Raw genomic sequence first — 26375 nt, 5'->3', positions numbered from 1 at the left:
GATCAATTTTTAGTTTACGAATACGGTTCTTCTCGTATTCTCCCAATTTCTATATCTCCAAATACTTATAACACGATGGTTTGTGGTGAGAATAATCTCATTTAAAGACTTTCATGGAAGGTACGATTTAAAATATCCATCTGTTGTTCACGAGTGAGCTTAATAAAGTTAACAGCGTAGCCGGACACCCGTACAGTTAGTTGAGGATATTGTTCTGGGTGATTCATTGCATCCAGTAATGTTTCTCGGTTAAAAACATTAACGTTAAGGTGATGTCCTTTCTTGATCATATACCCATCAAGTAGCCCAACCAAGTTCGCAATACGTGTTTCTTCTTCTTTACCAAGTGCCCGTGGAACAATGGAGAAGGTATTCGATATACCATCTAACGCATCTTCATAAGGAAGCTTCGCTACGGAACTTAAAGAAGCGAGCGATCCTTTCGTGTCTCTTCCATGAAGAGGGTTAGCCCCTGGTGCAAAAGGTTCTCCGGCTCTTCGTCCGTCTGGTGTATTCCCGGTTAGCTTGCCGTAGACAACATTGGATGTAATCGTTAAGATCGATTGAGTCGGTGTGGAGGAGCGATAGGTTTCATGTTTTTTAATTTTATTCATGAAACGCTTCACAAGATCGACTGCAATGTCATCTGCCCGATGATCGTTGTTTCCGTATTTCGGATAATCTCCTTCAATTTCGTAATCCATGACTAAGCCATTCTGATCTCTAATCGTTTTTACGTTAGCGTAACGGATGGCGCTCAGGGAATCTGCCACAACTGATAACCCTGCAATGCCACATGCCATCGTGCGTAGAATCTCCCGGTCGTGAAGAGCCATTTCAATTCGTTCATAGCTATATTTATCGTGCATGTAATGGATAATGTTGAGCGTGTTAACGTAAAGTTCAGCCAACCAATCTAGCATGTTGTCATATTTATCCATGACCTCATCGTAGTCTAGATACTCTGATGTTATGGCTGGATATTGAGGAGCTACCTGAACTTTCAGGACCTCATCTATTCCCCCGTTAATGGTATAGAGCAAAGCTTTGGCAAGGTTAGCACGAGCTCCGAAGAACTGCATTTGTTTTCCGATGGCCATAGCCGATACACAACAAGCAATGCCATAGTCATCCCCGTAGTATTCTCTCATTAAGTCGTCATTCTCGTATTGAATGGAACTTGTTTTAATAGACATCTTTGCACAATATTTCTTAAAGGCAGGGGGGAGATTCACTGACCACAGGATCGTTAAATTTGGTTCTGGAGCAGGGCCAAGATTATCTAACGTGTGCAAGAATCGGTATGAACTCTTCGTCACTAGTGGGCGACCGTCCTCTGTCATGCCTGCAATGGACTCTGTAACCCAGGTCGGGTCTCCGCTGAAGAGTTGGTTATACTCAGGTGTTCGGGCAAATTTAACCAGCCGCAGTTTCATAACGAAATGATCAACAAGTTCTTGAGCGGCCTCTTCTGTCAGTCTGCCTTCCATCAAATCGCGCTCTATATAGATATCAAAAAAGGTAGAGACGCGCCCAAGACTCATGGCAGCTCCGTTTTGTTCTTTAATCGCAGCCAGGTAGCCTAAGTAAAGCCACTGGAAAGCTTCCTGGGCTGTACGAGCCGGTGTAGAGATATCATAACCATAAATCGTTCCTAGTTCTTTTAGTTCATCGAGTGCTCTTAGCTGTTCAGATACTTCTTCTCGTTCCCGAATAATTTCTTCTGTCATAGCTAGTTGACTGAGTTTATCTTGATCTTTCTTTTTCTCTTCAATTAAGCGGTCCACACCGTAGAGAGCGATACGTCGATAATCTCCTATAATCCGACCTCGCCCATAAGCATCAGGGAGTCCGGTAATAATACCAGCCTTACGTGCTAATTTCATCTCAGGTGTATAGGCGTCAAAGACACCCTGGTTATGGGTTTTTCGAAATTCGGTGAAGATCTTCTCGACCTCTTCATCAAGTTTATATCCATAGGCTTCAAGAGATGCAGCCGCCATTCGGATTCCCCCAAATGGTTGGAGGGACCGCTTGAAAGGTTCATCAGTTTGAAACCCCACAATTTTTTCAAGACTCTGATCCAAATAGCCCGGGCCATGTGAGGTAATAGTCGAGACGGTTCGTGTATCTAAATTAAGGACACCGCCCTTATTCCGTTCCTCATTTGTTAAATGCAGGACCTTCTTCCATAAGATTTCAGAGCTTGATGTAGGACCTTTCAGGAATGTTTCATCCCCTTCATAAAGCGTGTAGTTCTGCAAAATAAAATCTCTAACATCAATGGAATCTTGCCATTTTCCTTCTTTAAAACCGTTCCATGGTGGACTGCTTTGCGTGATGACAGATGTGTTCATCTCTAACGCCTCCTCGCCGGTTAAGTGATAGGATTTTCGTTACTTTATGCTCAGTGTTTCACAATCTTTCTACACTTTTATTATACTCCCGTATGATGTAAAAAACAGTATTTTAAAGGAATGTTCTTACAATGTTCAAATTTATCCAATTACGTTGTAAATCGGTGATAAATCTGAAATAATTTATAAAATGGCGGTGTGGAAAAATGTGGGGATTGAGTGTTTGGTACTAGAGTCTCTGAGCATAAGATCGAGGTTAGAAATTAGGAGTGTTAATACTTTAGCTTTTTATGAATAGTTTATAATAGGCGCGTAGGAGGTGGACGTATATGACCTTTGTTGTTTTAGTCATTTTATTGCTGTTGATTTTAAGTTTGGAATACTTGCTCAGGAAGAAATTTAAGATCGAACGTCAATCCATTACAGATACCAAGGGAAAACACGTGGACCGCTTCGGAAGGGGGATGACTGTACTCATAGCCATCAGCGTGTTAACTTATGCGATCTTTGAAGATCCTGAAGAGGTTAAGTGGTATTACATGGCGATTGTTGGCATTCAATTTGGGTATGAGGCTTTCATGCAGTGGATGTTTATCAAAGGGTCTAAGGAATATATCATCACACTCGTCTATTTGGCCCTTGGTTTGTTTACGATATATAATATTGACCTTTTATTTGCAGGCTTTATGTAAGGAAGTGGGGACTTATGAAGGTGGAAGTGTAGTTTAACTGGAATAGGTCTTTCAACCAGAAAAGGAAAGCTCTTTTTTAATGACTCTGAAATAGACCAGAGTAAAGTTAAACAGATTAAGTGTAGAAGAAGTTTAGGATCTTACATAAAGAAAATGAACTTTTCAAGCAATTAGATGGAATATTGTGGTTGATGTTTTGGTGGGTTTTTGGAATACTAGATTTATGCATAAATGCTACGGTAGTCAAAGGGGGAGAGGGTATGCAGTTATTGATTGCAGTTTTAATGATTTTGGCCCCTGCTTTATTCTTAATCAATTGGAAAAAGTCTGGGTATGATTGGGGCACAGAGGAGTCAGATAACAACTAAGTAGTGACAAGGGCCGCATCTATTAAAGAAGTGGCCCTTTATATTTGTGTAAGTGGGACGATTGTAAAAGTGAAAGGAAGAGATGAAAAGTGTTTACTAGAATGGAGCCTATATACCAATCCCACAACCTTCAAAAGTTCATAGCTACATGGAAAGATGAGCGGAAGATTAAAGGGCTTTTAAACCAACAAGGTTTAGAGTGGGTGTATGGAACATACATAGAAGAGGAGTTAGTCGCTTTGTTAATTGGATGGAAGAATGAACTCCACCCCTATGCGACCTATATAAATATCTTTCGGAGCGATCGTTATTCATGGAGTGAGATTGAAGGTGAAGGGTTATGGAAGCCTGTTTCGGACGAAGGTTTTTTTCAAATCATAGTAGACGAATCTGAACACGAAAAAGGGTACCAACTTAAAAAGAAGGGATTCATAGAATTACGTAAAACCTATCTCTCATGCCTTGATGTAACAGGAGTAAAGGGTACACAAATGAAGACTGATTATATTAAAACGCTTGAATGGGCATTGGGGGACGCAAGGGTAAGTAAACAATTGTTTATGCTCGTTAAAAGAACATATGAAGAAACTCATAGAGGAAATCCAGTAAAAGATATGAACCCCTATGAATGGAAGGAACTTTTATTAAATGATTATGTGTTGAAAAAGGAGAGCTTTGTATTACTTGATCCAGATACTGACGGAGTAACCGGCTTTTCTTTTCTTCACAATTCCGGCGATCCTGATATCTTGGAACAAGGATGGTTGGGGGTAGATGAAATAGATTGTATAGATAGGTTATACGATGTGATTCAATTACAATATTCACTCGCACAAGGGACCGGAGTAAAAAAGGTAGAGGGTGAGTTTGATACGACTAGTCCTTATGCTATGTGGCTGATGGACACCTTCCCTTTTATGAAAGGTGACGTTCTCATTACATATCAATTGGGTTCTAATCATAGCTAAACGCTTATATCAGTGAGGGGTAAACAAAAATGACAAATCAAGATCGTGAAGAATCTGTAATAGTCCTTGCTCAAATAGAGAATACCTTTATCCTTATTAACCAATATAGAGAACCTCTTCACATGAATATTACACAATTACCCGGAGGGGGAGTAGAAGAAGGGGAAAAGCTTGAAGATGCAGCAAGAAGAGAATTTAGGGAAGAAGCAGGCTTTTGTTGTGGGAAGTTACACTATATAGGTGAGCTGTGGCCGGCACCCTGGATGTCTAATGAGGTGACTCATGTATTCTTTACGAATGAGGTTTCTGAACAACTCGGACAAAGATTGGAGGCGCATGAAACGATTGAGGTCAGCTTTCTTCCTGTCAATGATTGTATAGAACGTATTCAAAAGAATATATACAAAGACGCAGAGCTATGTTATGCGGTATTATTAGCTCAATCTAAAGAACTATTCTCATTGTAAAGACCCACTACAATTTAAAACTAGTTGTTCCTCAGAGCCCCTCATTAAACATAACGGCCTGCCTACATGTCAGTATTACTGAAACCTTCTTGTGATTAGAGCGACATAGTAAGTGGGAGGGAATGTGATGAAACATTTACTTGTGGGAGGTATTATTTTTCTGATATTAGTAATGGTGCCAACAAAAGCAATGGCGACTTCTTGGGCTTATCCGTTTGTGGTATGGGACAATAATTTATATGTGGTTACAGATGAAGTTGTGACTGATGTAGGGGATAGAATTGGTCAGGTTACGCGATATTCTGATATGGAACAGTATGGGGGCAATTTCAGTAACGTTTACAAAAAGGGTACAAACTATTACGCCATAGAAGGGGTTTCAACAGATCAAGCTATAGCGGTAAAAGATCAAAACGGTACTTACGTAAAAGCAAACTGGGAGAAAGAGTACAACTATGGGTTTGCCTTACCTGTTGGATGGATCAGTCTGATCGCTATTCTGCTTGTTATAGGGATGGTTTTTGCTTATTGGATACGTAAGACGTCCTTTCGTTAATAGGCACCAGATAAAATGGAATGACATTATAGATTAGAGAAAGACCATTTTCAGCTTCTTATAAAGTTGGAGGTGGTCTTTTGTAGGATTTTTATACCTTTTTCTTCTCCTTACCCTCTCAAATTCCTCTCTAAGACGGTCTTTCTTATTCCGCATGAAAGTTTAATGAAATAATGTGTCTTTTTTCACCCCCATGATACTAGATGAATTGTTCGAAGATTCTAACCGGATGAAATCATCACAGAACATCTATGATGTGATGAAGTAACGTAAAGAAGGAAGAGGAGGATTTTAAGTGAGTGGTTTTAAAAAGAAAATGACAGCAGGTTTATTAACAAGCCTAGTCGCAGGGGCGGCTTGGAACACACCAATCGCTCATGGTGAAACACAATTTCCTGATGTAAATGAAGAGATTACAGGGAAAAAAGAGATTCAGTATTTGGCAGAACACGAGATTATAAAGGGGTACCAAGATGGATCTTTCCGTCCAGGAGAGGATGTATCCCGTATGGAAGCAGCCATTATGCTGACAAGAGAATTAGGATTATCAACCGAGAATCGTCCAGATCCGGATTTTGATGACATCTCGAAAGAGCACCCTCATTATAAATATATAGCAACCTTAGTCGATGAAGGGATTATTCAGGGAACGAATTCGAATACATTTGAGCCCGATCGAAATATTACACGTGTTGAAATGGCGGCCATTCTAACAAGAGCCTATAATCTGGAGAACGAACCAATCTCTAAAGAGTTTGAAGATGTTAGTGGGAATAGGAAATATGTGAGTGAGGTCACGTCAAATCGTATATCTGTTGGCTTTCCTGACACTACATTCCGACCTAATGATTCTACAACGAGAGCTGAATTTTCCATCTTTTTAGCTCGTGCGATGGATGACCAATTTAAGAACTATTTGTCTAACGCGAAAGAAGATCCTGATTTTGAATCGATCGACAACGAAGATATTCGCGGAACCTACATATGGCATGCTGGAAATGTTATAGAAGAACCTGATGAAATTATAGCTTTTGCAAAAGAAAAGAATATTAACTTACTCTACACTCGCTTAGATCGAACGCAAGATTTTACTGTTTATAACGAATTTGTAGAGAAGGCTCATGACGCAGGTATCGAGGTACACGCTATGGGAGGTCATCCAAATTGGGCTCTTGAAACAGGTGAAGAACGCCTGAATATGTTCATTGACTATGTAACGAGTTATCAAAAAGTGGTACCACCAAGACAAAGATTTGATGGTATTCACCTCGATATTGAACCGTATGTTTTAAAGAACTGGGATGGTGCATCAGAAGATGTCTTAAAGACCTGGAAATCGAACATAGAAACGTTTGTGGATGAAGTGAAGAAAGATTCAGACCTTGAGACAAGCGCTGATTTAGCCATATGGCTTGATGATCACCAAACTCCAGGCGAAGAAGACCTCCCATTCAGTGAGTGGTTTATTAGTCAATTGGATCACACAACACTAATGGCATTCAGGGATTCAGCAGCAGGTTCAAATGGAATTGTTGATGTATCTCAGAAAGAAATGGAGTTCGCGGAAAAACTGGATAAGGAGCTAATCATATCTGTAGAAATGCAACAGATGAAAGCCAATCAGCACATTTCGTTTTACGAAGAAGGTAAGCAAGTAATGGAAGAGGAACTAGATGAAACAGAAACTCAATTTAATGACCGTCCAAGTTACCACGGCAATGCTGTTCACGCGTATGAGTATTGGAAAGTAGCGAAGGAATAACTTGTTTAATCTTCAAGTTTTGGGAAATTCAGTAGATTTATTGAAATTTTCTGATATACTAAAGGAACACTAAATTGCGAGGAGTTGATGTGTTATGGCAAACGTACGACTATATTCTAAACAACCATTACAAAAACAAAATCAATGGAGGGCACATCAACTCTGATTGCGTCCTCCTATCTAATGGAGGAATGGAATGAACGGATTTAATGAAGAGTTCAAGGTAGCAGAAGGAGAAAAGGTAGGACGTATTGCGAAAGCTACCCATGGACATTATACAGTTTTCACTGAAAATCAAACCTTAGAAGGGCGTCTTGCTGGAAGCTTGTATCATATTGCCGAAGACCCCAGGGAATTACCAGCCGTAGGGGACTGGATTGTATTTATTCCCTACGATAACAACGAGAAGGCTCTTATCCAACGTGTCTTAACCCGGCGTACATTATTGTCACGAAAGAGGGCGGGGGAGACGCATGGTGAGCAAATTATTGCTGCCAACATTGATAAAGTCTTTATTGTTACTGCTTTGACGAATGAATTTAATCTCAAACGGATTGAACGATATGTGTTACAGGTGTACGAAAGTGGAGCGCTCCCTGTCATTATTTGTACCAAACCAGATTTGTGTGAAGAAGTGAATGAACGATTACAAAAACTTGAGCTTACAGCCCCAGGAGCCCCGGTTTATGCGGTGAATAACCTTACGGGAGAAGGAATAGAAGAAATGAAGCAGGAATTACTGCCCGATGAGACCATTTCTTTCATTGGATCCTCTGGAGTAGGGAAGTCAACACTTTTAAATCGTTTAATGGGTGAGGAAATTCAACTCACTCAACAAGTGCGTGTGGATGATAATCGTGGTCGCCATACGACTACTCACCGTGAGCTGTTTTCTCTTCCAAATGGGACAACGGTAATTGACACGCCAGGGATGCGCGAATTGCAGCTGTGGGGGAATGAAGAAGCAGTAGATGCCACATTCTCTGACATCGAACAACTGAGCCTTCAGTGTAAGTTCCGAGATTGTAAACACCGTAGTGAACCTGGTTGTGCAGTGAAGCAAGCCATTGAAGCAGGAGAACTTGACCATGAACGGTTAAAAAACTATGAGAAATTAAAAAGAGAATTGCATCGTTTAGCACTGAAAGAACAGTACAGCACTCACCGAGTGAACCGTATGTTACACAGTCCTAAAGCCCATAAAAGATAAACAAAAGGTCAGCTTCCATATAGGAAGCTGACCTTTTTGGAGATTACACTCTAGCTGAGTTTAATAATAAGGAGAAATCATTAGATAAACAATGACCCCGGTGATACTGACATATAGCCATAAAGGCATGGTCCAGCGTGCAATTTTACGGTGTTTGTCTACTTTCATGGAGAGTCCACGGAAAAGCGTAAGTAACGCAAGTGGTACAATGACTGCTGCTAACACTATATGGGTAATCAGGATGAAATAATAGACATACTGAATAATTCCTTCCCCGCCGTAGGATGTAGAACTCGCCATAGAGTGATAAGTAAGATAGGAAACTAAGAATAGTGCCGTTGATGTAAACGCGGCAAAAATAAAGCGTTTATGCCATTTGACATTTTTTCGAATAATCATAAATAAAGCAGCGAGCAAGAATACCGTTGTAAATGAATTTAATATGGCATTTAATAGCGGTAGGATTGTAATGTCAAAGTTTGACCCGCTTTCAATTTCCGGTATGAATAAAAGGGCTACGACAATGGCGTTAATGGCAATAGATAGACCCACAACCCATGGTACATAGTTGTAATTTTTCTCAATTTGCAAGATCCCTCAACCTTTCTAAAATAAATGGTTCATTTCCGAGTATAGCGAAAATGAACACAAGATTCACTACTGAACTCGCCACAACAGTGACAAATTTGTTAATTTTTTTGGTTGAGAAAACTAAACAGTGCCTTTTATAGTGGACAATCTAACCTTCAATCATTTGGATGTAACGGATTTCTCTTTGATTAACGACAGCAATATATATGACCGTGTTTGTTTTAAAAATACTTGTTCCGACCGGCAACTGACTTGCTGTCCCATGCCCAAACTCCTCTGCTTTTTTGGCTTGCTCTGTAATTTCCCCGACCTTTTCTCCTAATGTGTATTCTTTTTCGCTGACCCATTCCAAACCCTCAGCATTCGAATAAACTATGCCATTTAAGACGAAGATATCTGCGTCTTCCTGGTCAAGAAAATCAGCTGGTCTAGGGTTCTGAGTCGTAAAAGATTGTGACATTCCTTGGTCATCGCCACACCCGAATAAACTTAGTAGAATGAGTACAAAAGGAAGGAGCGCTTTTTGAGAAATGCCCATAACAATTCCTTCTTTCCTGTTAGGTCATTCTGCGTGTTGGGTTTGAAGATCTTTTATATGACGCTCATGATAGGGCGAATGTGAAGCCTCCTGAACCACACTGAATAAATTGCCGTCAGGGTCTTCAAAGTCAAACGTGCTTACTTCTTCTGAGTGTCGAATCGGGGTAGTGGTGACATGGTTATCTTGTAAAGTTTGATAGTCCTTTTCAATATCATCGGACAAAAAATTGAAATAAACATTAGGTTGATTGCCTTTTCTAGTGAAGACAGTAGACTGAGGTTCCGTTACTTCAATTAACGCAATCCCTGTATTTCCTCTAGGAAAAACAAACCCCACCCCGTGATCAGTTCCGGACTCCCATTCATCCACTTTAATCAGGCCGAGATGATCATCATACCATTTCTTAGAACGCTCGATATTCGTTACCGGGATAAAAGCACTGTGCATTTGGAACATTGAAAATCCTCCTTTAAAATTGCTTTCTAACCTAACACTTTCTCTATTACTCTATCTTTTTCCTTTTCAACTGGAAAATCCAACCTCATAGTATAACTCTGCTCAAGGTCCGTTGTTGGTTTAGGAGGTCTCACCAGCTCCCCACAGGAAAGCGAGTGGTTTCCAGACCCACCTTGCGCTCATATTGAGGGAACTGTAACTTTAGATGGATTGCGCTAGATTGTAATATTTGACATAATGAGCGTTGTGAATTTTCCGCAAGATGAAAAGATTGGAAGGATGGTACTATGAAGCGAATCGGATTAGGCATTGCCGCTGCATTATTGTTGGCTGGTTGTACAGACGGAGATGCGGTGGATGAATTAGAACAAGAGAAGGATGAACTGACTCAGAAAATGGAGCAGTTGGAAGAAGAGAATAAAGATCTTCAGAAACAAGTAAAAGAGCTCACCGAGCAAGACAAAGATAAAGAACAAAATGATGGAGAAGAAACAAACGAACAAAATAAAGAGAATGAATCGGAAGATAAGGAAACATCAACCGACCAATCTTCTGGTCTGTTTTCTCCAGAATCTATTGAAAAGGGCGATCAAGTAGCGGGGCTTACTGTTACGAGTAAGGAAGTGGATACAGAAAGCCCGAGTACGGCTTATTTCATTGACTTTGAAGGTCAGTTTACAGGGAAAGGCAACTTAGCTTTAAATGAGATGGGTGATGATAAATATATCTTCATTATAAATGAGGATCTTAACAACGTCCCCCACGTTCAAGGTAACGCCGATAAACAAGAGGTTTATTTGCATTTTGAGAATGAGCAAGAGTTAGAAAAGGCATTAGGTGAAAAAGCAACGAATCTTGAATTGGGAGAAACTGCGAAAGTGAGTGTAGTACTTGAGCAGTATTCGTTTAACTATGCAGAAGGAACCGATCGATCCAATTATGCGAGATTTGTAGAATTAGCAGAGTAATCGTTGAAGTCCCGTTCACTCTAATTTCCAGTTAAAGTGAGCGGGACTTTCTTGTATAATGAAGGAGCCCATACATACATTTCAAATAAAAGGAGGTTATCAGATTGGATCCGATCTATTATTTTGTAATAGCTGTACTAATCGCTACAAGCGGAATCAGTTTTGTTTCACGGAAAGCGCTTCGTAACGTTAGCCATCATCCAGAATCCCTTCAATCGATCCAGACGAAATTATTCATAGGTGTAGCTGTAACAGAAATTATTCCAATTGCGTTAGTAGTCGTTGGGTTTACTACCCTTGAACAGTCCACCATTAACCCGATCACCCCACTTATCCTTGTAGCTGTGATAACGGTCATTAATGGGGGACATGTGTTTAAAGAATACCTTAGTCTGTACGGGGAGGCAGATAAAGTAAAGAAAGAGAAACTTCGAATGCTCTTTATGGTTTGCCTTCCACTATTACTTGCTTTTCCTATTGTAGCTGCTGTAGCTACGATGAGCGCCACGGGTAATTAATTTAAAAAGAGCACGTTCTGTTCAGCAGAACGTGCTCTTTTTATTTGCGCATAGCGTAAATTTTTGATTGTTAAGATGATAAGTAAAATAAATTTGCTAAAAAGGCTGAAAAATAGTTGTATATTAATTCTCTTTTATGTATAATAATTCGTAATTAAAGGTTTTATTCCACTTTTTATACAAAATAATGAATAAATATTTGTATGTTGATCTTTAGAGGAGGCGGGGCGCATGGAGGAAAAGGGATACTTGTTATTAGAAAATGGCGTCGTTTTTGAAGGGGTACAAGTAGGCGATTTTAAAGATAAAGACGGGGAGGTAGTCTTTAATACTAGCATGACAGGGTATCAGGAAATTCTGACGGATCCCTCTTATGCGGATCAAGTGATCGTATTTTGTTATCCTCTGATAGGTAATTACGGGATAAACGATATAGATGGGGAGAGTAACATGCACGCCCTATCAGGAGCGGTGTTTGGAGAGGCGTGTGATCTTCCTAGTCACTATCAATCTCAAAATTCTCTCGTGTCTTATATGAAAAAGCATCATATAAGTGGCCTTGCTGGTGTTGATACAAGAGCTCTTGTGAAGTTGATTCGAAAGGAAGGGACGATGCGCGGGAGAATGGTAGCTTCTCTTCAAAAGAAAGCTTCAGACTATATGCCAGATCAGAAAAATGGTCCTACTGTTGAGAAAGTGTCTGTAAAGAAGGCGATTCATTATGAGGGGAGTGGGCCCCATATTGTTGTGGTGGACTATGGCTACAAGAAGTCAATCAGAACATCTTTGCAACAAGAAGGATGTAAAGTGACGGTTGTTCCCTACTCTTTTACTTTTGAACAAATCGCTTCGTTAAAGCCAGATGGTGTCCTATTTAGTAACGGGCCAGGGAATCCTGAAGAACTAGCCTCGTTCTATCCGGTGATTAAACAACTAACAGAAACTTATCCCTCCTTAGGTATTTGTCTTGGTCATCAGCTAATCGCTTTGGCGCATGGGGCTACAACTACCAAACTTCTATACGGGCATAGAGGAGGGAATCACCCGGTCAAAGACTTAGTCACGAATAAAATTTATATGACTTCTCAAAATCATGGGTATGAAGTGATGCACCACAGTTTAATACGCACTCCATTTATGGTCACACATGAAAATGTGAACGACCGAACCGTTGAAGGAATTATCCATACCTCATTGCCTGTCTGTGGTGTTCAGTTCCATCCTGAAGCCCATGCTGGTCCTTCTGACACAAGCTTTATGATTGAAAGCTTTATATCCACAGTAAAGGAGAATGCCTATGCCAGTTCGTAAGGATTTGAAAACGGTACTCGTACTTGGATCAGGACCGATAAAGATTGGACAGGCGGCTGAATTTGATTATTCAGGGACGCAAGCTTGTCTCGCATTAAAAGAAGAAGGAATGAAAGTCATTCTGATCAACAACAACCCTGCCACCATTATGACGGATCCGGTTATGGCGGATGAAGTATACATCGAGCCTATGGATGTACATACCGTTACGAAGGTTATTGAGAAAGAAAAACCAGATGGGATCTTGCCCACTCTTGGAGGGCAAACCGCCTTAAACCTGCTTATCGATCTTAAAAACACCGGGGTGCTGGATCGCTATACCGTAGAGGTGTTAGGTACTTCGGTTGATAATATTGAGAGAGGAGAAGACAGAGATTTATTTAGAGACCTCATGCTTCAATTAAGTGAACCGATTCCTGTCTCAACTCGAGTTCATAAAATAGAAGAAGCAGACGAGTTTTCAAAGACTGTCGGATTTCCACTCATTATTCGCCCTGCTTATACATTAGGGGGAGAAGGGGGTGGGATCGCTTATACCCATGAAGACCTTGCGCAGATTGTGCGGTCCGGGTTACATGCAAGCCCCATTAATCAGGTACTAATTGAAGAAAGTATATTAGGCTGGAAAGAGATTGAATATGAAGTGCTACGGGATGCGAATGATACGTGCACAATTGTCTGCAATATGGAAAATGTCGATCCTGTCGGAATCCACACAGGTGATTCAATAGTAGTTGCTCCCTCACAAACGTTATCAGATCGTCAGTATCAGTTACTAAGAGAAGCATCTATTAAAGTAATCCGCGCATTAAATATTGTGGGCGGCTGCAACATCCAATTTGGGTTAGATCCACAATCAGATGCGTATAAAGTCATTGAAGTCAATCCTCGAGTGAGTCGGTCGTCTGCCTTAGCATCGAAGGCTACAGGGTTTCCGATTGCCAGAATCGCCACAAAATGCGCCATTGGCTACCATTTAGATGAAATCGAAAATCCCATTACAGAGAAAACATTTGCAGCTTTTGAACCTGCTCTTGATTACATCGTCGTAAAGCTGCCTCGTTTTCCTTTTGATAAATTCAAAGAAGGGAACCGAACGCTGAATACCCAAATGAAGGCAACTGGTGAAGTAATGGCTATGGACCGTACCTTTGAAGGTGCTTTGAACAAGGCAATCCGATCTCTTGACCTTCATCAGCATAGTTTAACATCAACCCGTTTTCACCATCTTTCTAATGAACAGCTCATGAGGAGTATCACTAATCCAACTGATGAGCGGATTTTCTTGCTTGCTGAAGCGTTCAATAGAGGATATCCCGTAGAGGAGCTTCACGCTATAAGCAGTATTGATCCATGGTTTCTATACAAGATGAGTGCCATTGTTACATTAGAAAATCGTGTAAAAGAAACAGCTGTCTTATCTGTGGCTGAACTATGGGAACTTAAACGCTTCAACATTAGCGACCAATGGATAGCTGATTGCTTAAAGATGTTCCTTCATGAATTCAGAGCCTTTAGAAAGAGTGTAGGTGTACTTCCGGGATATAAACAAGTAGATACTTGCGCAGGAGAGTTTGAAGCTGTTACTCCTTATTATTATTCTACATGGACGGGTAGCGATGAAGTGGTCCATGACAGCAGAGACAAAGCACTCGTCCTTGGATCTGGCCCCATTCGGATTGGGCAGGGAATTGAATTTGATTACTGTTCTGTTCATGCAGCTAAAGCCTTAAAGGCAAGCGGTTATACAACGATTGTGATGAATAATAATCCAGAAACCGTGAGCACAGATTATTCTGTGGCAGACCGTCTATATTTTGAACCTCTTGCACTTGAGGATGTCCTCTCTGTTATAGAAAAGGAGAAGATTAATCTAGTATTCATTCAATTCGGTGGACAGACAGCGATCAACTTAGCCGCTCAATTAGAAGAACATGGTGTGAATATTGCCGGGACGCCCGTTAAGGCCATATCAGGTATGGAAGATCGAAATCGATTCTATCAAATACTAAAGCGTTTAGACCTCCCTGCTATTGAGGGCTCGTTTGCCAAGAATGTGGGAGATATGGAGGAAATCATCGACGACTTATCGTTCCCTCTAATGGTAAGACCCTCTTATGTTATAGGAGGGGAATCCATGCATATCTTGAGGTCCAGTGATGATGTTCGTGCCTATATTAAGCAATTGCAACTGTCTTCAGATCGAGTATGGCCCATGATTTTAGACCAGTATATAGATGGAAGAGAATGTGAACTGGACGCAATCTGTGATGGGGAAGACGTTATCATCCCAGGGATCTTTGAGCACATTGAGCGAGCGGGCGTTCATTCGGGTGATAGTACAGCTATCTTTCCGCCTTTAACCCTGACTGAGGAAGAGAAAAGTAAAATGATAGAAATGACAAAGAAACTGACGAAGGATCAAGGAATCGTTGGTATGGTTAACATTCAATTTGTCATCGATGGAGGAACGGTTTATCCTCTCGAGGTAAATCCGCGTGCATCAAGAACTGTACCGGTTTTAAGTAAAGTTACAGGCATTCCGATTATTGATTGGGCCGTTCAGGCTCAACTAGGAATTCCGTTAAAGGATGTCCATGACAGGATGGAGCTATTAGAAGAGCCCCCGTTTTTCTCGGTCAAAGCACCAGCTTTTTCAAATGGAAAACTAGGGAATGTTGATCATTTCTTAGGTCCTGAAATGAAATCTACCGGAGAAATACTAGGGCTATCTTATACAAAAGAAGATGCTTTGGCAAAGTCAATTACTGCAGCTCAGACAGAAGGTGGGATCCTTTGTTCATTTAGCTCTCTTGATCATACAGATCAGTTACAAGACCTACAACGGTTTGTGAAACAAGGAATCAACCTATACGGAACCCCTGGGACATCTGATTATATGGAAAAGTTAGGCTTACCGATTCAACGAGTCTCAAGAGATGTAAAAGAGATTGAAGCTCTGATGGAGCAGGGGTGTATCAATATGGTTTATTGCACGCCAACGAAAGGTCGGGATAAGTTGCGTACAGGCTTTCAAATAAGAGCACTAGCAACCAAGTTTGGGCTGCCATGCTGGACGCATATCGATCAACTATCACGAATGCAATTGAAAACGAGTGTACGAGAGCAAGAAGTGACCTCGTTACAAACGTATCACCAGTCTAGTGAAAAGGTAGTCACAAAATAAGAGGAGGATGAGTATGCATCTAAAAGACCATCTTAGTCAGACCAAGGATTTCTTAACTATTGGAGAGTGGACGTTTGAAAAAATTCAATCTGTTCTTGAGCAAGCACATTACCTGAAAGATTTGCAGCAAAAAGAAATTCCGCATCCATACTTAAAGGGAAAAGTGCTCGGGATGCTATTTGAGAAGGCGTCGACGCGTACACGGGTATCCTTTGAAGCTGGGATGTTTCAACTTGGTGGGAGTGCGTTGTATTTAAACTCCAATGACCTTCAACTGGGGCGTGGTGAGACCATTGAGGATACAGCGAAGGTTCTATCTAGATATGTAGATGCAATCATGATTCGCACATTTTCCCATGACATGATTGAACAGTTTGCAGAGAGTGCTACGGTACCTGTTATCAATGGACTAACTGACCTACATCATCCTACACAGGTGATGGCAGATTTAATGACGATTGAAGAAATAAAGGGTGAATTGCCATCTGTGAAAGTAGCTTATGTGGGAGATGGGAATAATATGGCACATTCGTTAATTGAAGCGGCGAGTACAGTCGGCATGGAGTTGTGTGTGGCCACTCCGCCAGGTTACGAACCAAAGGAAGACGTTATGAATGCTTTATCCAACGACTATGTATCTGTTACACATGACCCTTTTCTTGCAGTAAAAGATGCGGATGTAATTATGACGGATGTTTGGGCAAGTATGGGTCAGGAAAATTTACAGTTAGAGCGTGAAGGAGTATTTACCTCTTATCAGGTTAATGAATCCCTGTGTGCTGTAGCGAAAGAAGATTACATCTTTATGCATTGCTTACCAGCACATAGAGGAGAAGAAGTGACTTCTGATATTATAGATGGATCTCATTCTGTAGTGTATGATCAAGCTGAGAACCGACTGCATGTTCATAAAGCTATCCTTCAATATTTACTGAAAGTGAACGACAGTAAAGAACAATAGTTTGATGAAGCAGAAAAAATATAAAGGTATTAAAAAATAAAGGTTATTCTCTATAGGGGGAATGGCCTTTATTTTATGGCATCTATTTAACCCTACCTATTAGTGAAGGGGAGTTTTTGACTAAATTTTCTGATATTATTGAATTTTTTACTTTAATATAAGAAAATGGAAATTAAGTTGAAAACGCATACATAATAAGGGGTGATTCGCTTGCAAACGGAGGTAAATCAGAGGAATGGAGATCTATTGGCGGCTCCTGCTACTTTCATGGGCAGATTGAAAAAGGTAGGACCCGGTTTTGTAGCAGCTGCAACAGGGGTAGGTACAGGTGATCTCGTAGCGGCACTTGTAGCAGGGACAGGTTATGGACTTACGTTTATTTGGGCCATTGTAGTTGGAGCCATACTGAAATACTTTTTAAATGAAGGGGTTGGCAGATGGAATCTTGCATCTGGTCAGACGATTTTACAAGGTTGGCGCTCACTGGGTAAATGGACAACTGGATATTTTGGCATCTATATTGTGATATGGGGTTTTGTGTACGGGGCAGCAGCAACCTCGGCAACCGCCATGGCGATGAATGCGATGGTGCCTGGATTACCTATTTGGGCATGGGCCATGATTCATGGAGTCGTTGGATTTTCATTAATTTGGCTAGGGCGATACGGCTTTTTCGAGAGAGTGATGATGATCCTGATCGGGGTTATGTTCGTTACAGTCATTGGAACAGCGCTATTATTTTTACCTGAATTTGATTTAATGATTGAAGGATTTGCTCCAAGAATTCCAGATGGATCACTCATGCTTGCCTTAGGGCTTGTAGGGGGAGTCGGAGGAACCATAACGATGGCTTCCTATGGATATTGGTTGAAAGAGAAAGGGTGGAAAGGGAGTTCATGGATGAGCGTCATGCGGCTAGATTCGAAAGTAGCTTACTTCATTACGACGCTTTTCACTTTGGCCCTATTGATTATCGGAAGCCAGTTTTTATTTGGGACAGGCATCTCCATTGATGGGGATCAAGGTTTAATTACGCTAGCGGACCGAATGGGAAGTGAATTCAATCCTCTGTTACGTTGGTTATTTTTAATCGGGTTTTGGTCTGCTGCCTTTTCATCATTACTTGGAGTATGGAATGGGATTCCTTACTTATTTGCAGATTTTGTTCGTCCGTTTTATAAAACGGAGAAGAAGCGGAACACACCCGTCTCAGATCAGGACCCAGCCTATAGGGCCTATCTTTGTTGGCTGACGTTTCCACCTATGTTGTTGTTGCTGTTTGGTAAACCTGTTGAACTCATTATCATTTATGGGGCACTCGGCGCATTATTTATGCCATTTCTTTCAGGAACCTTATTGTGGTTATTAAATTCTTCACGAATTTCTACAGATTATCGCAGCACAGCACTATCGAATGTCGTGTTATCACTTTGTATCGTATTATTTGGCTTTTTAGCTGTTCATTCCATTATCGAAAAGTTCTTTTAAATAGGAGTGGGAGTATAGAGGAAGTGGCCGTGGATGGAGAAGAACCATTCGCGGCCACTTTTTCTTTCTCTTCTTTAAGTAACACAATAATATGTTATGGTAAGAAAGTTTTAAAATGCAGAAATTGAACATTAAAGGCTTTTTTTGTGTAATTCAAGAAAAAATAAAGTTATGTAAAAATAGAAAAAAGTGGTTTTGTTGTGTTTTAAAAGAGGTAACTAGTAGTATTCCAATTCTTATGTAATTTGGAGAGAAAAAGGAGGGTGAAAGTTTATGAAGAGCGTAACAGCGGTATTCTGGTATGCCGTCACGGTTTGTAGCTTGTTTGTATTATGGGGTGTTTTCGCACCGGGGAATTTAGAAACAGTATCAAGTCAGGCTACTGCATTTATTTCGAAACGGTTTGGTTGGTATTACCTTTTACTATTTGCAGTTATTTTTCTATTTTGTGTTTATTTGACTTTCTCAAAGTTTGGGAAATTAAAGCTTGGGGCAGAAGATGATCAACCGAGTTTTAGCTTACCAACATGGTTTGCCATGCTTTTTAGTGCAGGTATGGGAATGGGGATGGTATTTTGGACGACCTCTGAACCGATCTCACATGCATTTAAGAGTTCACCACATGCTGAACTTGGTTCTGATTTAGCAATTAAAGAATCACTTCAGTATTCCTACTTTCATTGGGGAGTATCTGCTTGGGCCATTTACGGTATTGTGGCGCTTGTGTTAGCTTATTTCAAATTTCATAAAGGGTATCCAGGGCTAATTAGTGCTACACTTATTCCGCTTCTAGGTGAGCAAAGAATGAGAGGAATGCTCGGTAAATTAATTGATACGTTAGCTGTGTTTGCAACCGTTGTTGGTGTTGCCGCTACATTAGGATTCGGATCGGCACAAATCAATGAGGGGCTATCATTTTTATTTCAGGCACCGTCTAACTACCGTGTGCAAATGATTATTTTAGGTATTTCTACCATTTTATTTATCATTTCTGCTTATTCAGGAATACATAAAGGAATTAAATACTTAAGTAATATTAACATGGGTCTTGGCTTCGCGCTTTTAATTCTATTGTTTATCGTTGGACCTACCTTACATATATTGAATATGTTCACAAATTCGCTAGGGAATTATCTTACCAACTTTGTAGATATGAGCTTTCGGATTGCACCTCTAAACGAGGAGAGCCGAGGATGGATTAATTCATGGACCATTTTCTATTGGGCATGGTGGATTTCCTGGTCACCGTTTGTTGGAATCTTTATTGCTCGTATCTCGAAAGGGAGAACATTGAGAGAGTTTATGGCAGGCGTGTTAATAGTGCCTTCATTAGTATGTTTTGTCTTCTTTGCAGTATTTGGTGTGTCCGCTCTTGAATTAGAGCAGAGTGGCGTAGCTGAGATCTCTCAATATGCATTAGAAACAGCTACCTTTGGGATGCTGCAGCATTACCCTCTTGGTACGTTAATGTCATTCATAACCGTATTTGTCATTGCGATATTTTTCATTACATCAGCAGACTCCGCTACTTTTGTATTAGGAATGTTAACTTCAAATGGTTCTCTAGAACCTTCAAGCATGGTGAAGATTGTTTGGGGGATTATGCTTTCATTTGTTGCAGGGATTATTGTTTATTTCGGAGGTACGCAAGGGTTGCAAAATGTTTTAATCATCACAGCCCTCCCATTTTCAGTTGTTCTCCTTCTGATGTGCGGTTCCTTCTATAAAGCTGTGAATTTAGAATTTAAAAGGGGTACTCAATTAAAGGAAAGAAAAAAGTGGAAGGAAGAAGTAGCTACGTCGGCTTCTGAGTAAAGAAAGCCCTGCCAAAGAAAATGGCAGGGCATTTTTAAATATTATTTGTTTGAAGCTTTCTCGATTTGTTGAGCCATTCTTAATTTCTTGCTTTGGGAAACTTGCTTAAGTTTTTCTAGAGCTTTTTCTTTTTTATTACCTTTGCTGAGCTTATTCTCTAACTTGGTATCTTCATTATGGAACTTCTCGATCTTCTTCTCGAGTGGTTGGGATTTATCAGTACCATCAACGAGCATTTTAACTTCTTTTTCCTCACCTGAAGGGATATTTGTATATAGTATATGATTATCTTCATCATAGTAATAGGATTCTTGTGTCTCCTTCACGTCTTGACTGCTACTTACTTCTTGATAGAATTTATCACCTTTTCGAATGTAATGTGGTTTCATTACATTGTGTAACTTCACAGTGTATGAAGTTAGCTCGGAGTTATAGCTCTCGACTTTCTTATCCTGGTTAAATGTATATAAGAATTTATTCTGTTTCTGGACATGGAACTGTGTTTTATTAAATTCGCCATCTTGATAATCTTCTGTGCTTCCGTCATCTTCAATGAATGTGTAGTTTGATTGATCCTCGACATACGTATCAAGGATTAGATTTTCAAGAGGTTTCTCACCTGTATACTGCTGAACGTTACGTTTTGGGATAATCGAATCTTTCTTAACGTAAAGTGGAATGGTAGACAAGTCAGCCTCTTTTGTTATGGTTTGACCACCTTTATATTCTTCGCCTGTCCAGTAATCAATCCATTTTTCGTCTTTTGGAAGATAAACTTCTTTAGAAGTAGCGCCTTTTTCAACGATCGGTGCTACCATTAGTGATTCACCGAACATAAACTGTTGATCAATATCATGGGTGTTTTCATCTTTTTGGAATTGATAGACAAGTGGCTGTTGAATTGGCGTACCATCCATACTTGCTTGTATAAATGTATTGTAAAGGTATGGCATAAGTTTATAACGCATTTCGATGTATTTCTTGCTAATATCTTCGACTTTTTGACCATATTGCCACGGTTCTTGACCTGGTATATCCTTCGCTTCAGTATCAAAGGCAACGGTACTGCCATTATCTGCGTGAATGCGGGAGAACGGGTTAAACATTCCCATTTGAAGCCAACGAGCAAATAGCTCACCAGAAGGGCGCTTCGCAAATCCACCGATATCATTTCCTACGAAAGGAATTCCTGAAAGGCCTACGTTGTTGTTCATAGGAGTAGACATTTGTAAAGCTTCCCACGTACTTGCGTTATCGCCTGTCCATAGAGTAGCGTAGCGCTGAGAGCCAGCGTACATATCACGTGTTAATATAAATGGGCGAGTATTATTCTTGTTCACATCGAAGGCTTGATCAGTCGCTTCAGCTTCGTAGTGGGCAAACATATTATGAAATTCAGCATGATCCATATCTCCATATTGAACATCAAGTGGTTGGGTTTTCGTTGCTGTATCAAATACTGCTGGTTCGTTCATGTCGTTCCAAATTCCGTCTACACCTGCATCCATGATTGTTGCATGGCTCTCAGCCCACCAATCTTGAACTTCTTTACGGGCAAAATCCGGAAATACAGACTCTCCTGGCCAAACTTCACCCACATAGGCACTTCCATCCGGGTTTGTCGCCCAGTATCCATTTTCTGTACCTTCGTCATACATGTAATACCCAGGGTCTTTCTTAATACCAGGATCACTTACAGCAACGGAACTTACCCCTTTGCTCTCAAGGTAATCATTGAATGCTTTAGGATCATTAGTGAAGTCTTCTCCCCATGTAAAGTTACGAAAACCATTCATATGATCAATATCTAAATGAACAGCATCTAGAGGAATATCTTTCTCGCGGTATGTATCAACAATGTTTTTAATTTCATCCGCGGTTTTGTATCCCCACTTACTCTGGTGTAAACCTAAAGACCATTTAGGAGGGCGTTGCATAGATCCTGTGAGCTCTGTGTAACGGTTTACAACATCTTGAATTTCAGGTCCGTAGGCAAAGTAATAGGTTAATTGCCCATCATTTGCATAAAAGTAATAGTAATCATCGCTTTCGCTTGCCATTTCGTAATAAGAGCGATGGCTGTTGTCGAAGAAGATCCCGTACGCTTTTTCATCTTTTAATCCAATAAAGAATGGGACCGTTGTATATAAGTATTTCGTGTCTTTACTATAATCATAAGCATCGTTATTCCACATCCCAATGCTCTCTCCGCGTTTATTAAGCTTACCGGCTTGTTCTCCAAATCCATAGAAATCTTCATTTTTACTTGTGTCTTTGAATACGTATGGTTTTCCATTTTCATATCCTGATCCATACTTCATGCTATCTTGATTAATAACGTTTCCTTCTGAGTCCATAAATTTAACACCAAACGGTTCTTTATGGATACTTACAGTGATCTCATCTGTGGAAAGAGTAATACTTGTTTCGTTCTCTTCAAGATGGAAAGAAGGAGTATCCCAATCAGTTTTATTAATAGCAGCTGTATCCTCGTTCTTCTCACCTTGCTTTAGGATTGAAACCTTCGCCAGGTCGACGGCTTTTAATCGGATGAAGGCTTGGTAATTATTCGAAAGTGTCAGTTGAACACCATTTTCTACTTTCTGAACCTCTTGGACTTGTAATTTTTGCTTTTCAACGGCTTCCTTGTTTAGTTCCTTTTCTGGGTAAACATCTGCAACAGCTAATACGTGGGAAGGAGTGGCTACAGGGATGAGTAAGCTGGTTGCCAAACTGGCTGTGGCTAATGTTCGAACTGTTTTTGAATTACGCAAAATTCTTCACCTCTTCTAAAAATTTTAAGAATAAGTATTGCAGAGATAACTCTACAGCTTAGAAGATGTTGTGGTCAATTATAGGGAGGAGGTGTGATATGTGAGCAGAAAGGGCTAATGTAAGGGGTTTCTTTATGTGTGACAAAGTAATTTTCGTTTTAAATATGTATTAAAAAATTAATACAAAAGAATGACAAATATAAAAGTGTGGTAGTTTTGAGCTGTTTCTTTTTCATTACGTTACTAAGCAAAAATGAGTATGAAAGTCATACATATCCAAACTTGCTATCATAATGCATGTATGGGAAAGGAGACAACTTGGCTGAAGTCTCCTTGAGATCAATCTAATCTATGGGATCATGTAAAAGGTTTCTTATAACATTTTCTGATATCTCTAATGGTTTGGTTTCCATAGGACTGGGGGCTGAAATAATAGTGATGTTTCTATTATCTTGGTTTGTATCATTAATTGTCTTGTGTAATGTTACTATCGTGATTTGGGTAAAGTTATCATTAGCAAAAAGTAGACCATAGTTTTCAGAAGTATCGGAATTCTGCTTCTGACTAATATCTGGAATATAACCGGCTCGATTTTGTAAGAGGTTCAGTGTAATTTCAAATTTATTCGAGCCGGAAACATTTGGGGGGATCCGGTTTTTGTCGATCTCAAATGTGCCCTTAAAGATTTTCTCTAGAGTGAGTTTTCTTTGGATTGTGCCTTCAATATGAACCTCAATCGATTCTAGCGTAGGGTTATCAGCTTCTAATTGATAACGAACTCCTTGAAGGGTATGGTGGATAGGTTTCGGGTAGAAAAACCATACAATCCAATCTGTCATAGCGATAAAGACAAGTAAGATAAGAAAAAGAAAGTGTCGAGATTTACGCAAATTCCATCCACCTCAATCCGTTGTAAGTGCTATATACTATCCATATTAAGTCCGCATTGTGAGTCTTTGTGATAATAAAATGTAATCGAATGTTATAAAAAACTCGTATTATTCACCGTTTCATGCTTCCTTTATAATGAGATTATTCTTGAAGAGGAGGAATGAAAATGGAATTTAATGATTTCACAGCTGTGCAAGTAAGAGTGGCTCGTCCAACAGATCAATTTGAAGAGGTTGTAGGTTTTTATGAGAAAGGGATTGGGCTGAGGCGCTTAACCGAATTCTCCGGACATAATGGGTACCATGGAGTTATCCTCGGACTACCAGGCTTATCCTATCATTTAGAATTCACTAAACATGATGACGGAAGTCCTTGTAAAGCTCCTACTCAGGATAATTTACTTGTTTTTTATATCCCTTCTGAAGAAGAGATCAGTAAGGTAACGGCACGACTCGGTGAAATGGGCTATGCGGAAGTAGAACCTGAGAATCCTTATTGGAGGGAGAAAGGAAAAACGATTGAAGACCCGGACGGGTGGCGTGTAGTGCTTATGAATACAAATGGAATTTAATCAAAATTCAGAAGTGATTATATAGCAAAGTGAGGGATGGAAGTGAAGAAGATTGAAGTAAGAAGGTTTGGTGGACCTGAAGTTATGTGCGTAGTTGAAGCGGACCTACCTGAGATCAATGAAGATGAAGTGCTGATAAAAGTAAACAAGGCGAGTGTGAACTTCGCCGATATCAAGAAGCGAAAGGGAAGCGGGACGCAGGGTGTCTTTCCATTTACTCCTGGATTAGATGCGATGGGGGTAGTCGTTGAAAAGGGGCAGAACGTTTCGAAAATCGAAATTGGGCAACGGGTCATTGCGTTTCCGAAAGAAGGTTCATATGCGGAATATGTTGTGGCTAGTGAAACGTTGACGTATAAGGTTCCTAATCGCTTAAACGATGAGACGGCTGCTGCTTGTCCGACTGTTGGTATTCTTGCTTATAAGTTGTTACATGACATTGCTCGCTTACGGTTAGGGGAACGGGTTCTCATTCATGCTGCAGCAGGTGGTGTTGGCACAACGGCCATAGGGTTAGCGAAACAGATGGGAGCGCGAACGATTGTTGGAGTGGTTGGCCATAAGGATAAATTAGAAATAGCCTATCAAGCAGGGGCAGATCATGTTTTTCTTAACGATCGATTTAGTGAAGAGGTCATCACTAGAATGGGAGGAGTGGATGTGGTCTTAGACTCAGTGGGAGGGAAAGTTTCTAAAGAAAGCTTGAATTGTCTCGCTCACTATGGAAGGTTAGTTCAATTTGGAAATGCTGGTGGACACACTGGTCAATTCCAAACGAGTCAGTTACATAAAAGCTGCCGATCTATATTAGGTTATAGTCTAGGTACCACCAGACAAGAAAGACCGGAAACTATTAGGGGGGCAGCACACGAAGTACTTAGGTTGCTTGAGACCAAACAATTACATATACCTGTAAGCAAACAATATTCGCTTGAAGAGATAAGGGATGCCCATGCGTGGGTTGAGTCCCGTAGAAGCATAGGCAAACTGGTGATAAATGTAAATAGATGAGACATTAAGCATCTGGAATGACGGCGTAAATAGCAATGTTCTCTTGGGCAAGTGTCCGCACTACTTCAGGTATTTGCTGCATAGCAATAGAAACAATATACCCATGTTCTCTTGCTTCAATTTGACCGACAAATTGAAGGGATTCTAAAACCGTATAGACAGCTTCTAAATCAGATACTTCAAAATAGACAGGAAAGCGTTCGCCGCTATAATCTAAAGGACTTCTCTCTGTATTCATATCCATCCCCACTTTGTTCATAGTGCTTCTATTATACCATATATTTAGGTGAATTTTGATAGATCAGTATGTTTGACTGACGACCCCAATTAACAAAAATGGGCATTAACTCTAGAATCTTGAAGAGAAACTCATCAAGATTCTTTTTTTATGATTATACATATGAAACTTTTATAGTAGTAAAACGACTGTTACAGGAAAATGAGAAGAGAGGAATAGGTATGAGGAAATATGTAATTGGTATACTTCTATTGATTTTAGTGGGGTGCGGACTTGAAACAGAGACATTCGCTGAATTTTATAGCGGAGAGGTAACTAGAATCGAAATTGTGAGCGGGGAGACCGGGGAAAAGAGATCAATTGAAGATCTTGAGAGGGTCAATCGATTCATAGACCAAGTGGAAGATGTTCAGTTCCATCCTCAGGAAAATCAAGAAAAGCGAGACGGATTTAGGTATTCTATTCGTTTATATAATGAAGATAAAAAGGTATTCGGATGTACATTAACGATGGTGGATGGGCATTATTATGACACGGAACCGGACTTGTATTCAATTGTAGATAAATGGTTTAAAAGGCTAACGGCTCAATAGGTGAAGGAATGCGGAATTAAAGATTTCCTCAATTTTGGCGATAGATAGAAAGAGAGGGTGGGATGTGTCCATTTATATTGA

23 protein-coding genes are annotated in these 26375 nt (G+C 40.2%); 16 read left to right on the top strand and 7 right to left on the bottom strand.

Annotation, left to right across the window (positions count from 1 at the left end; all coding sequences use genetic code 11):
• Positions 1–101 precede the first annotated feature (101 nt).
• Positions 102–2357 carry a formate C-acetyltransferase gene (pflB, locus tag LQ226_RS06830; RefSeq protein ID WP_231417099.1) on the bottom strand — a complete coding sequence of 752 codons (2256 nt, stop codon included), beginning with the start codon at positions 2355–2357 and terminating at the stop codon, positions 102–104.
• A 329-nt stretch (positions 2358–2686) separates the two neighbouring features.
• Between pflB and LQ226_RS06825 the strand changes: the two genes are divergently transcribed.
• The 6 genes from LQ226_RS06825 to rsgA all read left to right on the top strand — a co-directional run bounded on the left by LQ226_RS06825 (position 2687) and on the right by rsgA (position 8380).
• Positions 2687–3049 (top strand): DUF4181 domain-containing protein, encoded by a 363-nt coding sequence (locus LQ226_RS06825; RefSeq protein ID WP_231417098.1) that lies wholly within the window; start codon positions 2687–2689, stop codon positions 3047–3049.
• Between the two features lie 469 nt (positions 3050–3518).
• Entirely contained in the window at positions 3519–4385 is an 867-nt protein-coding gene (locus LQ226_RS06820; RefSeq protein WP_231417097.1) for a hypothetical protein, read from the top strand.
• Positions 4386–4414: 29 nt separating this feature from the next.
• Complete coding sequence (locus LQ226_RS06815) at positions 4415–4852, top strand: NUDIX hydrolase (RefSeq protein ID WP_231417096.1); 438 nt, start codon at positions 4415–4417, stop codon at positions 4850–4852.
• A 127-nt stretch (positions 4853–4979) separates the two neighbouring features.
• The gene (locus tag LQ226_RS06810) at positions 4980–5408 is read left to right on the top strand and encodes a hypothetical protein (protein WP_231417095.1); all 429 of its coding nucleotides are present in this window, start codon (positions 4980–4982) and stop codon (positions 5406–5408) included.
• Positions 5409–5703: 295 nt separating this feature from the next.
• On the top strand, positions 5704–7170 hold the full coding sequence (locus LQ226_RS06805; protein ID WP_231417094.1) for an S-layer homology domain-containing protein: 1467 nt from the start codon (positions 5704–5706) through the stop codon (positions 7168–7170).
• A 196-nt stretch (positions 7171–7366) separates the two neighbouring features.
• Positions 7367–8380, top strand: coding sequence for a ribosome small subunit-dependent GTPase A (gene rsgA, locus LQ226_RS06800; RefSeq protein WP_231417093.1), 1014 nt, complete (start codon positions 7367–7369; stop codon positions 8378–8380).
• A 60-nt stretch (positions 8381–8440) separates the two neighbouring features.
• On the opposite strand, the gene LQ226_RS06795 is transcribed toward rsgA, so the two are convergent.
• The 3 genes from LQ226_RS06795 to LQ226_RS06785 form a co-directional block, all read right to left on the bottom strand.
• Positions 8441–8974 carry a DUF420 domain-containing protein gene (locus tag LQ226_RS06795; RefSeq protein ID WP_231417591.1) on the bottom strand — a complete coding sequence of 178 codons (534 nt, stop codon included), beginning with the start codon at positions 8972–8974 and terminating at the stop codon, positions 8441–8443.
• Between the two features lie 145 nt (positions 8975–9119).
• On the bottom strand, positions 9120–9509 hold the full coding sequence (locus LQ226_RS06790; protein WP_231417092.1) for a hypothetical protein: 390 nt from the start codon (positions 9507–9509) through the stop codon (positions 9120–9122).
• Positions 9510–9533: 24 nt separating this feature from the next.
• On the bottom strand, positions 9534–9968 hold the full coding sequence (locus tag LQ226_RS06785) for a VOC family protein (RefSeq protein WP_231417091.1): 435 nt from the start codon (positions 9966–9968) through the stop codon (positions 9534–9536).
• A 287-nt stretch (positions 9969–10255) separates the two neighbouring features.
• Here LQ226_RS06785 and LQ226_RS06780 point away from each other — a divergent pair, with 287 nt between their 5' ends.
• The 7 genes from LQ226_RS06780 to LQ226_RS06750 all read left to right on the top strand — a co-directional run bounded on the left by LQ226_RS06780 (position 10256) and on the right by LQ226_RS06750 (position 20216).
• Positions 10256–10936 (top strand): hypothetical protein, encoded by a 681-nt coding sequence (locus LQ226_RS06780; protein WP_231417090.1) that lies wholly within the window; start codon positions 10256–10258, stop codon positions 10934–10936.
• A gap of 104 nt (positions 10937–11040) precedes the next feature.
• Positions 11041–11454, top strand: a complete 414-nt coding sequence (locus tag LQ226_RS06775) for a hypothetical protein (protein WP_231417089.1) — start codon at positions 11041–11043, stop codon at positions 11452–11454.
• A gap of 231 nt (positions 11455–11685) precedes the next feature.
• Positions 11686–12765: a carbamoyl phosphate synthase small subunit gene (locus LQ226_RS06770; RefSeq protein WP_231417088.1), complete on the top strand. Its 1080-nt coding sequence runs from the start codon at positions 11686–11688 to the stop codon at positions 12763–12765.
• Positions 12752–15952 carry a carbamoyl-phosphate synthase (glutamine-hydrolyzing) large subunit gene (carB, locus tag LQ226_RS06765; RefSeq protein WP_231417087.1) on the top strand — a complete coding sequence of 1067 codons (3201 nt, stop codon included), beginning with the start codon at positions 12752–12754 and terminating at the stop codon, positions 15950–15952. Before LQ226_RS06770 ends, carB begins: the two co-directional genes overlap by 14 nt.
• Before the next feature lie 13 nt (positions 15953–15965).
• On the top strand, positions 15966–16913 hold the full coding sequence (argF, locus tag LQ226_RS06760; protein ID WP_231417086.1) for an ornithine carbamoyltransferase: 948 nt from the start codon (positions 15966–15968) through the stop codon (positions 16911–16913).
• A 210-nt stretch (positions 16914–17123) separates the two neighbouring features.
• On the top strand, positions 17124–18401 hold the full coding sequence (locus tag LQ226_RS06755; protein ID WP_354665908.1) for an Nramp family divalent metal transporter: 1278 nt from the start codon (positions 17124–17126) through the stop codon (positions 18399–18401).
• A 273-nt stretch (positions 18402–18674) separates the two neighbouring features.
• Positions 18675–20216: a BCCT family transporter gene (locus LQ226_RS06750; protein WP_231417085.1), complete on the top strand. Its 1542-nt coding sequence runs from the start codon at positions 18675–18677 to the stop codon at positions 20214–20216.
• Between the two features lie 41 nt (positions 20217–20257).
• On the opposite strand, the gene LQ226_RS06745 is transcribed toward LQ226_RS06750, so the two are convergent.
• Together LQ226_RS06745 and LQ226_RS06740 are read right to left on the bottom strand one after the other, a co-directional pair.
• Positions 20258–22990 carry a glycoside hydrolase family 31 protein gene (locus LQ226_RS06745; RefSeq protein WP_231417084.1) on the bottom strand — a complete coding sequence of 911 codons (2733 nt, stop codon included), beginning with the start codon at positions 22988–22990 and terminating at the stop codon, positions 20258–20260.
• 344 nt (positions 22991–23334) lie between these two features.
• Positions 23335–23880, bottom strand: coding sequence for a hypothetical protein (locus LQ226_RS06740; RefSeq protein ID WP_231417083.1), 546 nt, complete (start codon positions 23878–23880; stop codon positions 23335–23337).
• Between the two features lie 167 nt (positions 23881–24047).
• Here LQ226_RS06740 and LQ226_RS06735 point away from each other — a divergent pair, with 167 nt between their 5' ends.
• On the top strand, positions 24048–24452 hold the full coding sequence (locus tag LQ226_RS06735; RefSeq protein WP_231417082.1) for a VOC family protein: 405 nt from the start codon (positions 24048–24050) through the stop codon (positions 24450–24452).
• 42 nt (positions 24453–24494) lie between these two features.
• Positions 24495–25463 carry a quinone oxidoreductase family protein gene (locus LQ226_RS06730; RefSeq protein WP_231417081.1) on the top strand — a complete coding sequence of 323 codons (969 nt, stop codon included), beginning with the start codon at positions 24495–24497 and terminating at the stop codon, positions 25461–25463.
• Positions 25464–25467: 4 nt separating this feature from the next.
• On the opposite strand, the gene LQ226_RS06725 is transcribed toward LQ226_RS06730, so the two are convergent.
• Positions 25468–25701 (bottom strand): hypothetical protein, encoded by a 234-nt coding sequence (locus LQ226_RS06725; RefSeq protein WP_231417080.1) that lies wholly within the window; start codon positions 25699–25701, stop codon positions 25468–25470.
• A gap of 221 nt (positions 25702–25922) precedes the next feature.
• Here LQ226_RS06725 and LQ226_RS06720 point away from each other — a divergent pair, with 221 nt between their 5' ends.
• Positions 25923–26294, top strand: a complete 372-nt coding sequence (locus tag LQ226_RS06720; RefSeq protein ID WP_231417079.1) for a hypothetical protein — start codon at positions 25923–25925, stop codon at positions 26292–26294.
• The last annotated feature ends 81 nt before the right edge of the window (positions 26295–26375 follow it).

It is taken from the genome of Pontibacillus sp. HN14 (assembly GCF_021129245.1).
Lineage (GTDB): Bacteria > Bacillota > Bacilli > Bacillales > BH030062 > Pontibacillus.
The sequence above is the reverse complement of the archived record's forward strand: the minus strand, read 5'-3'. Positions and strand labels throughout refer to the sequence as shown.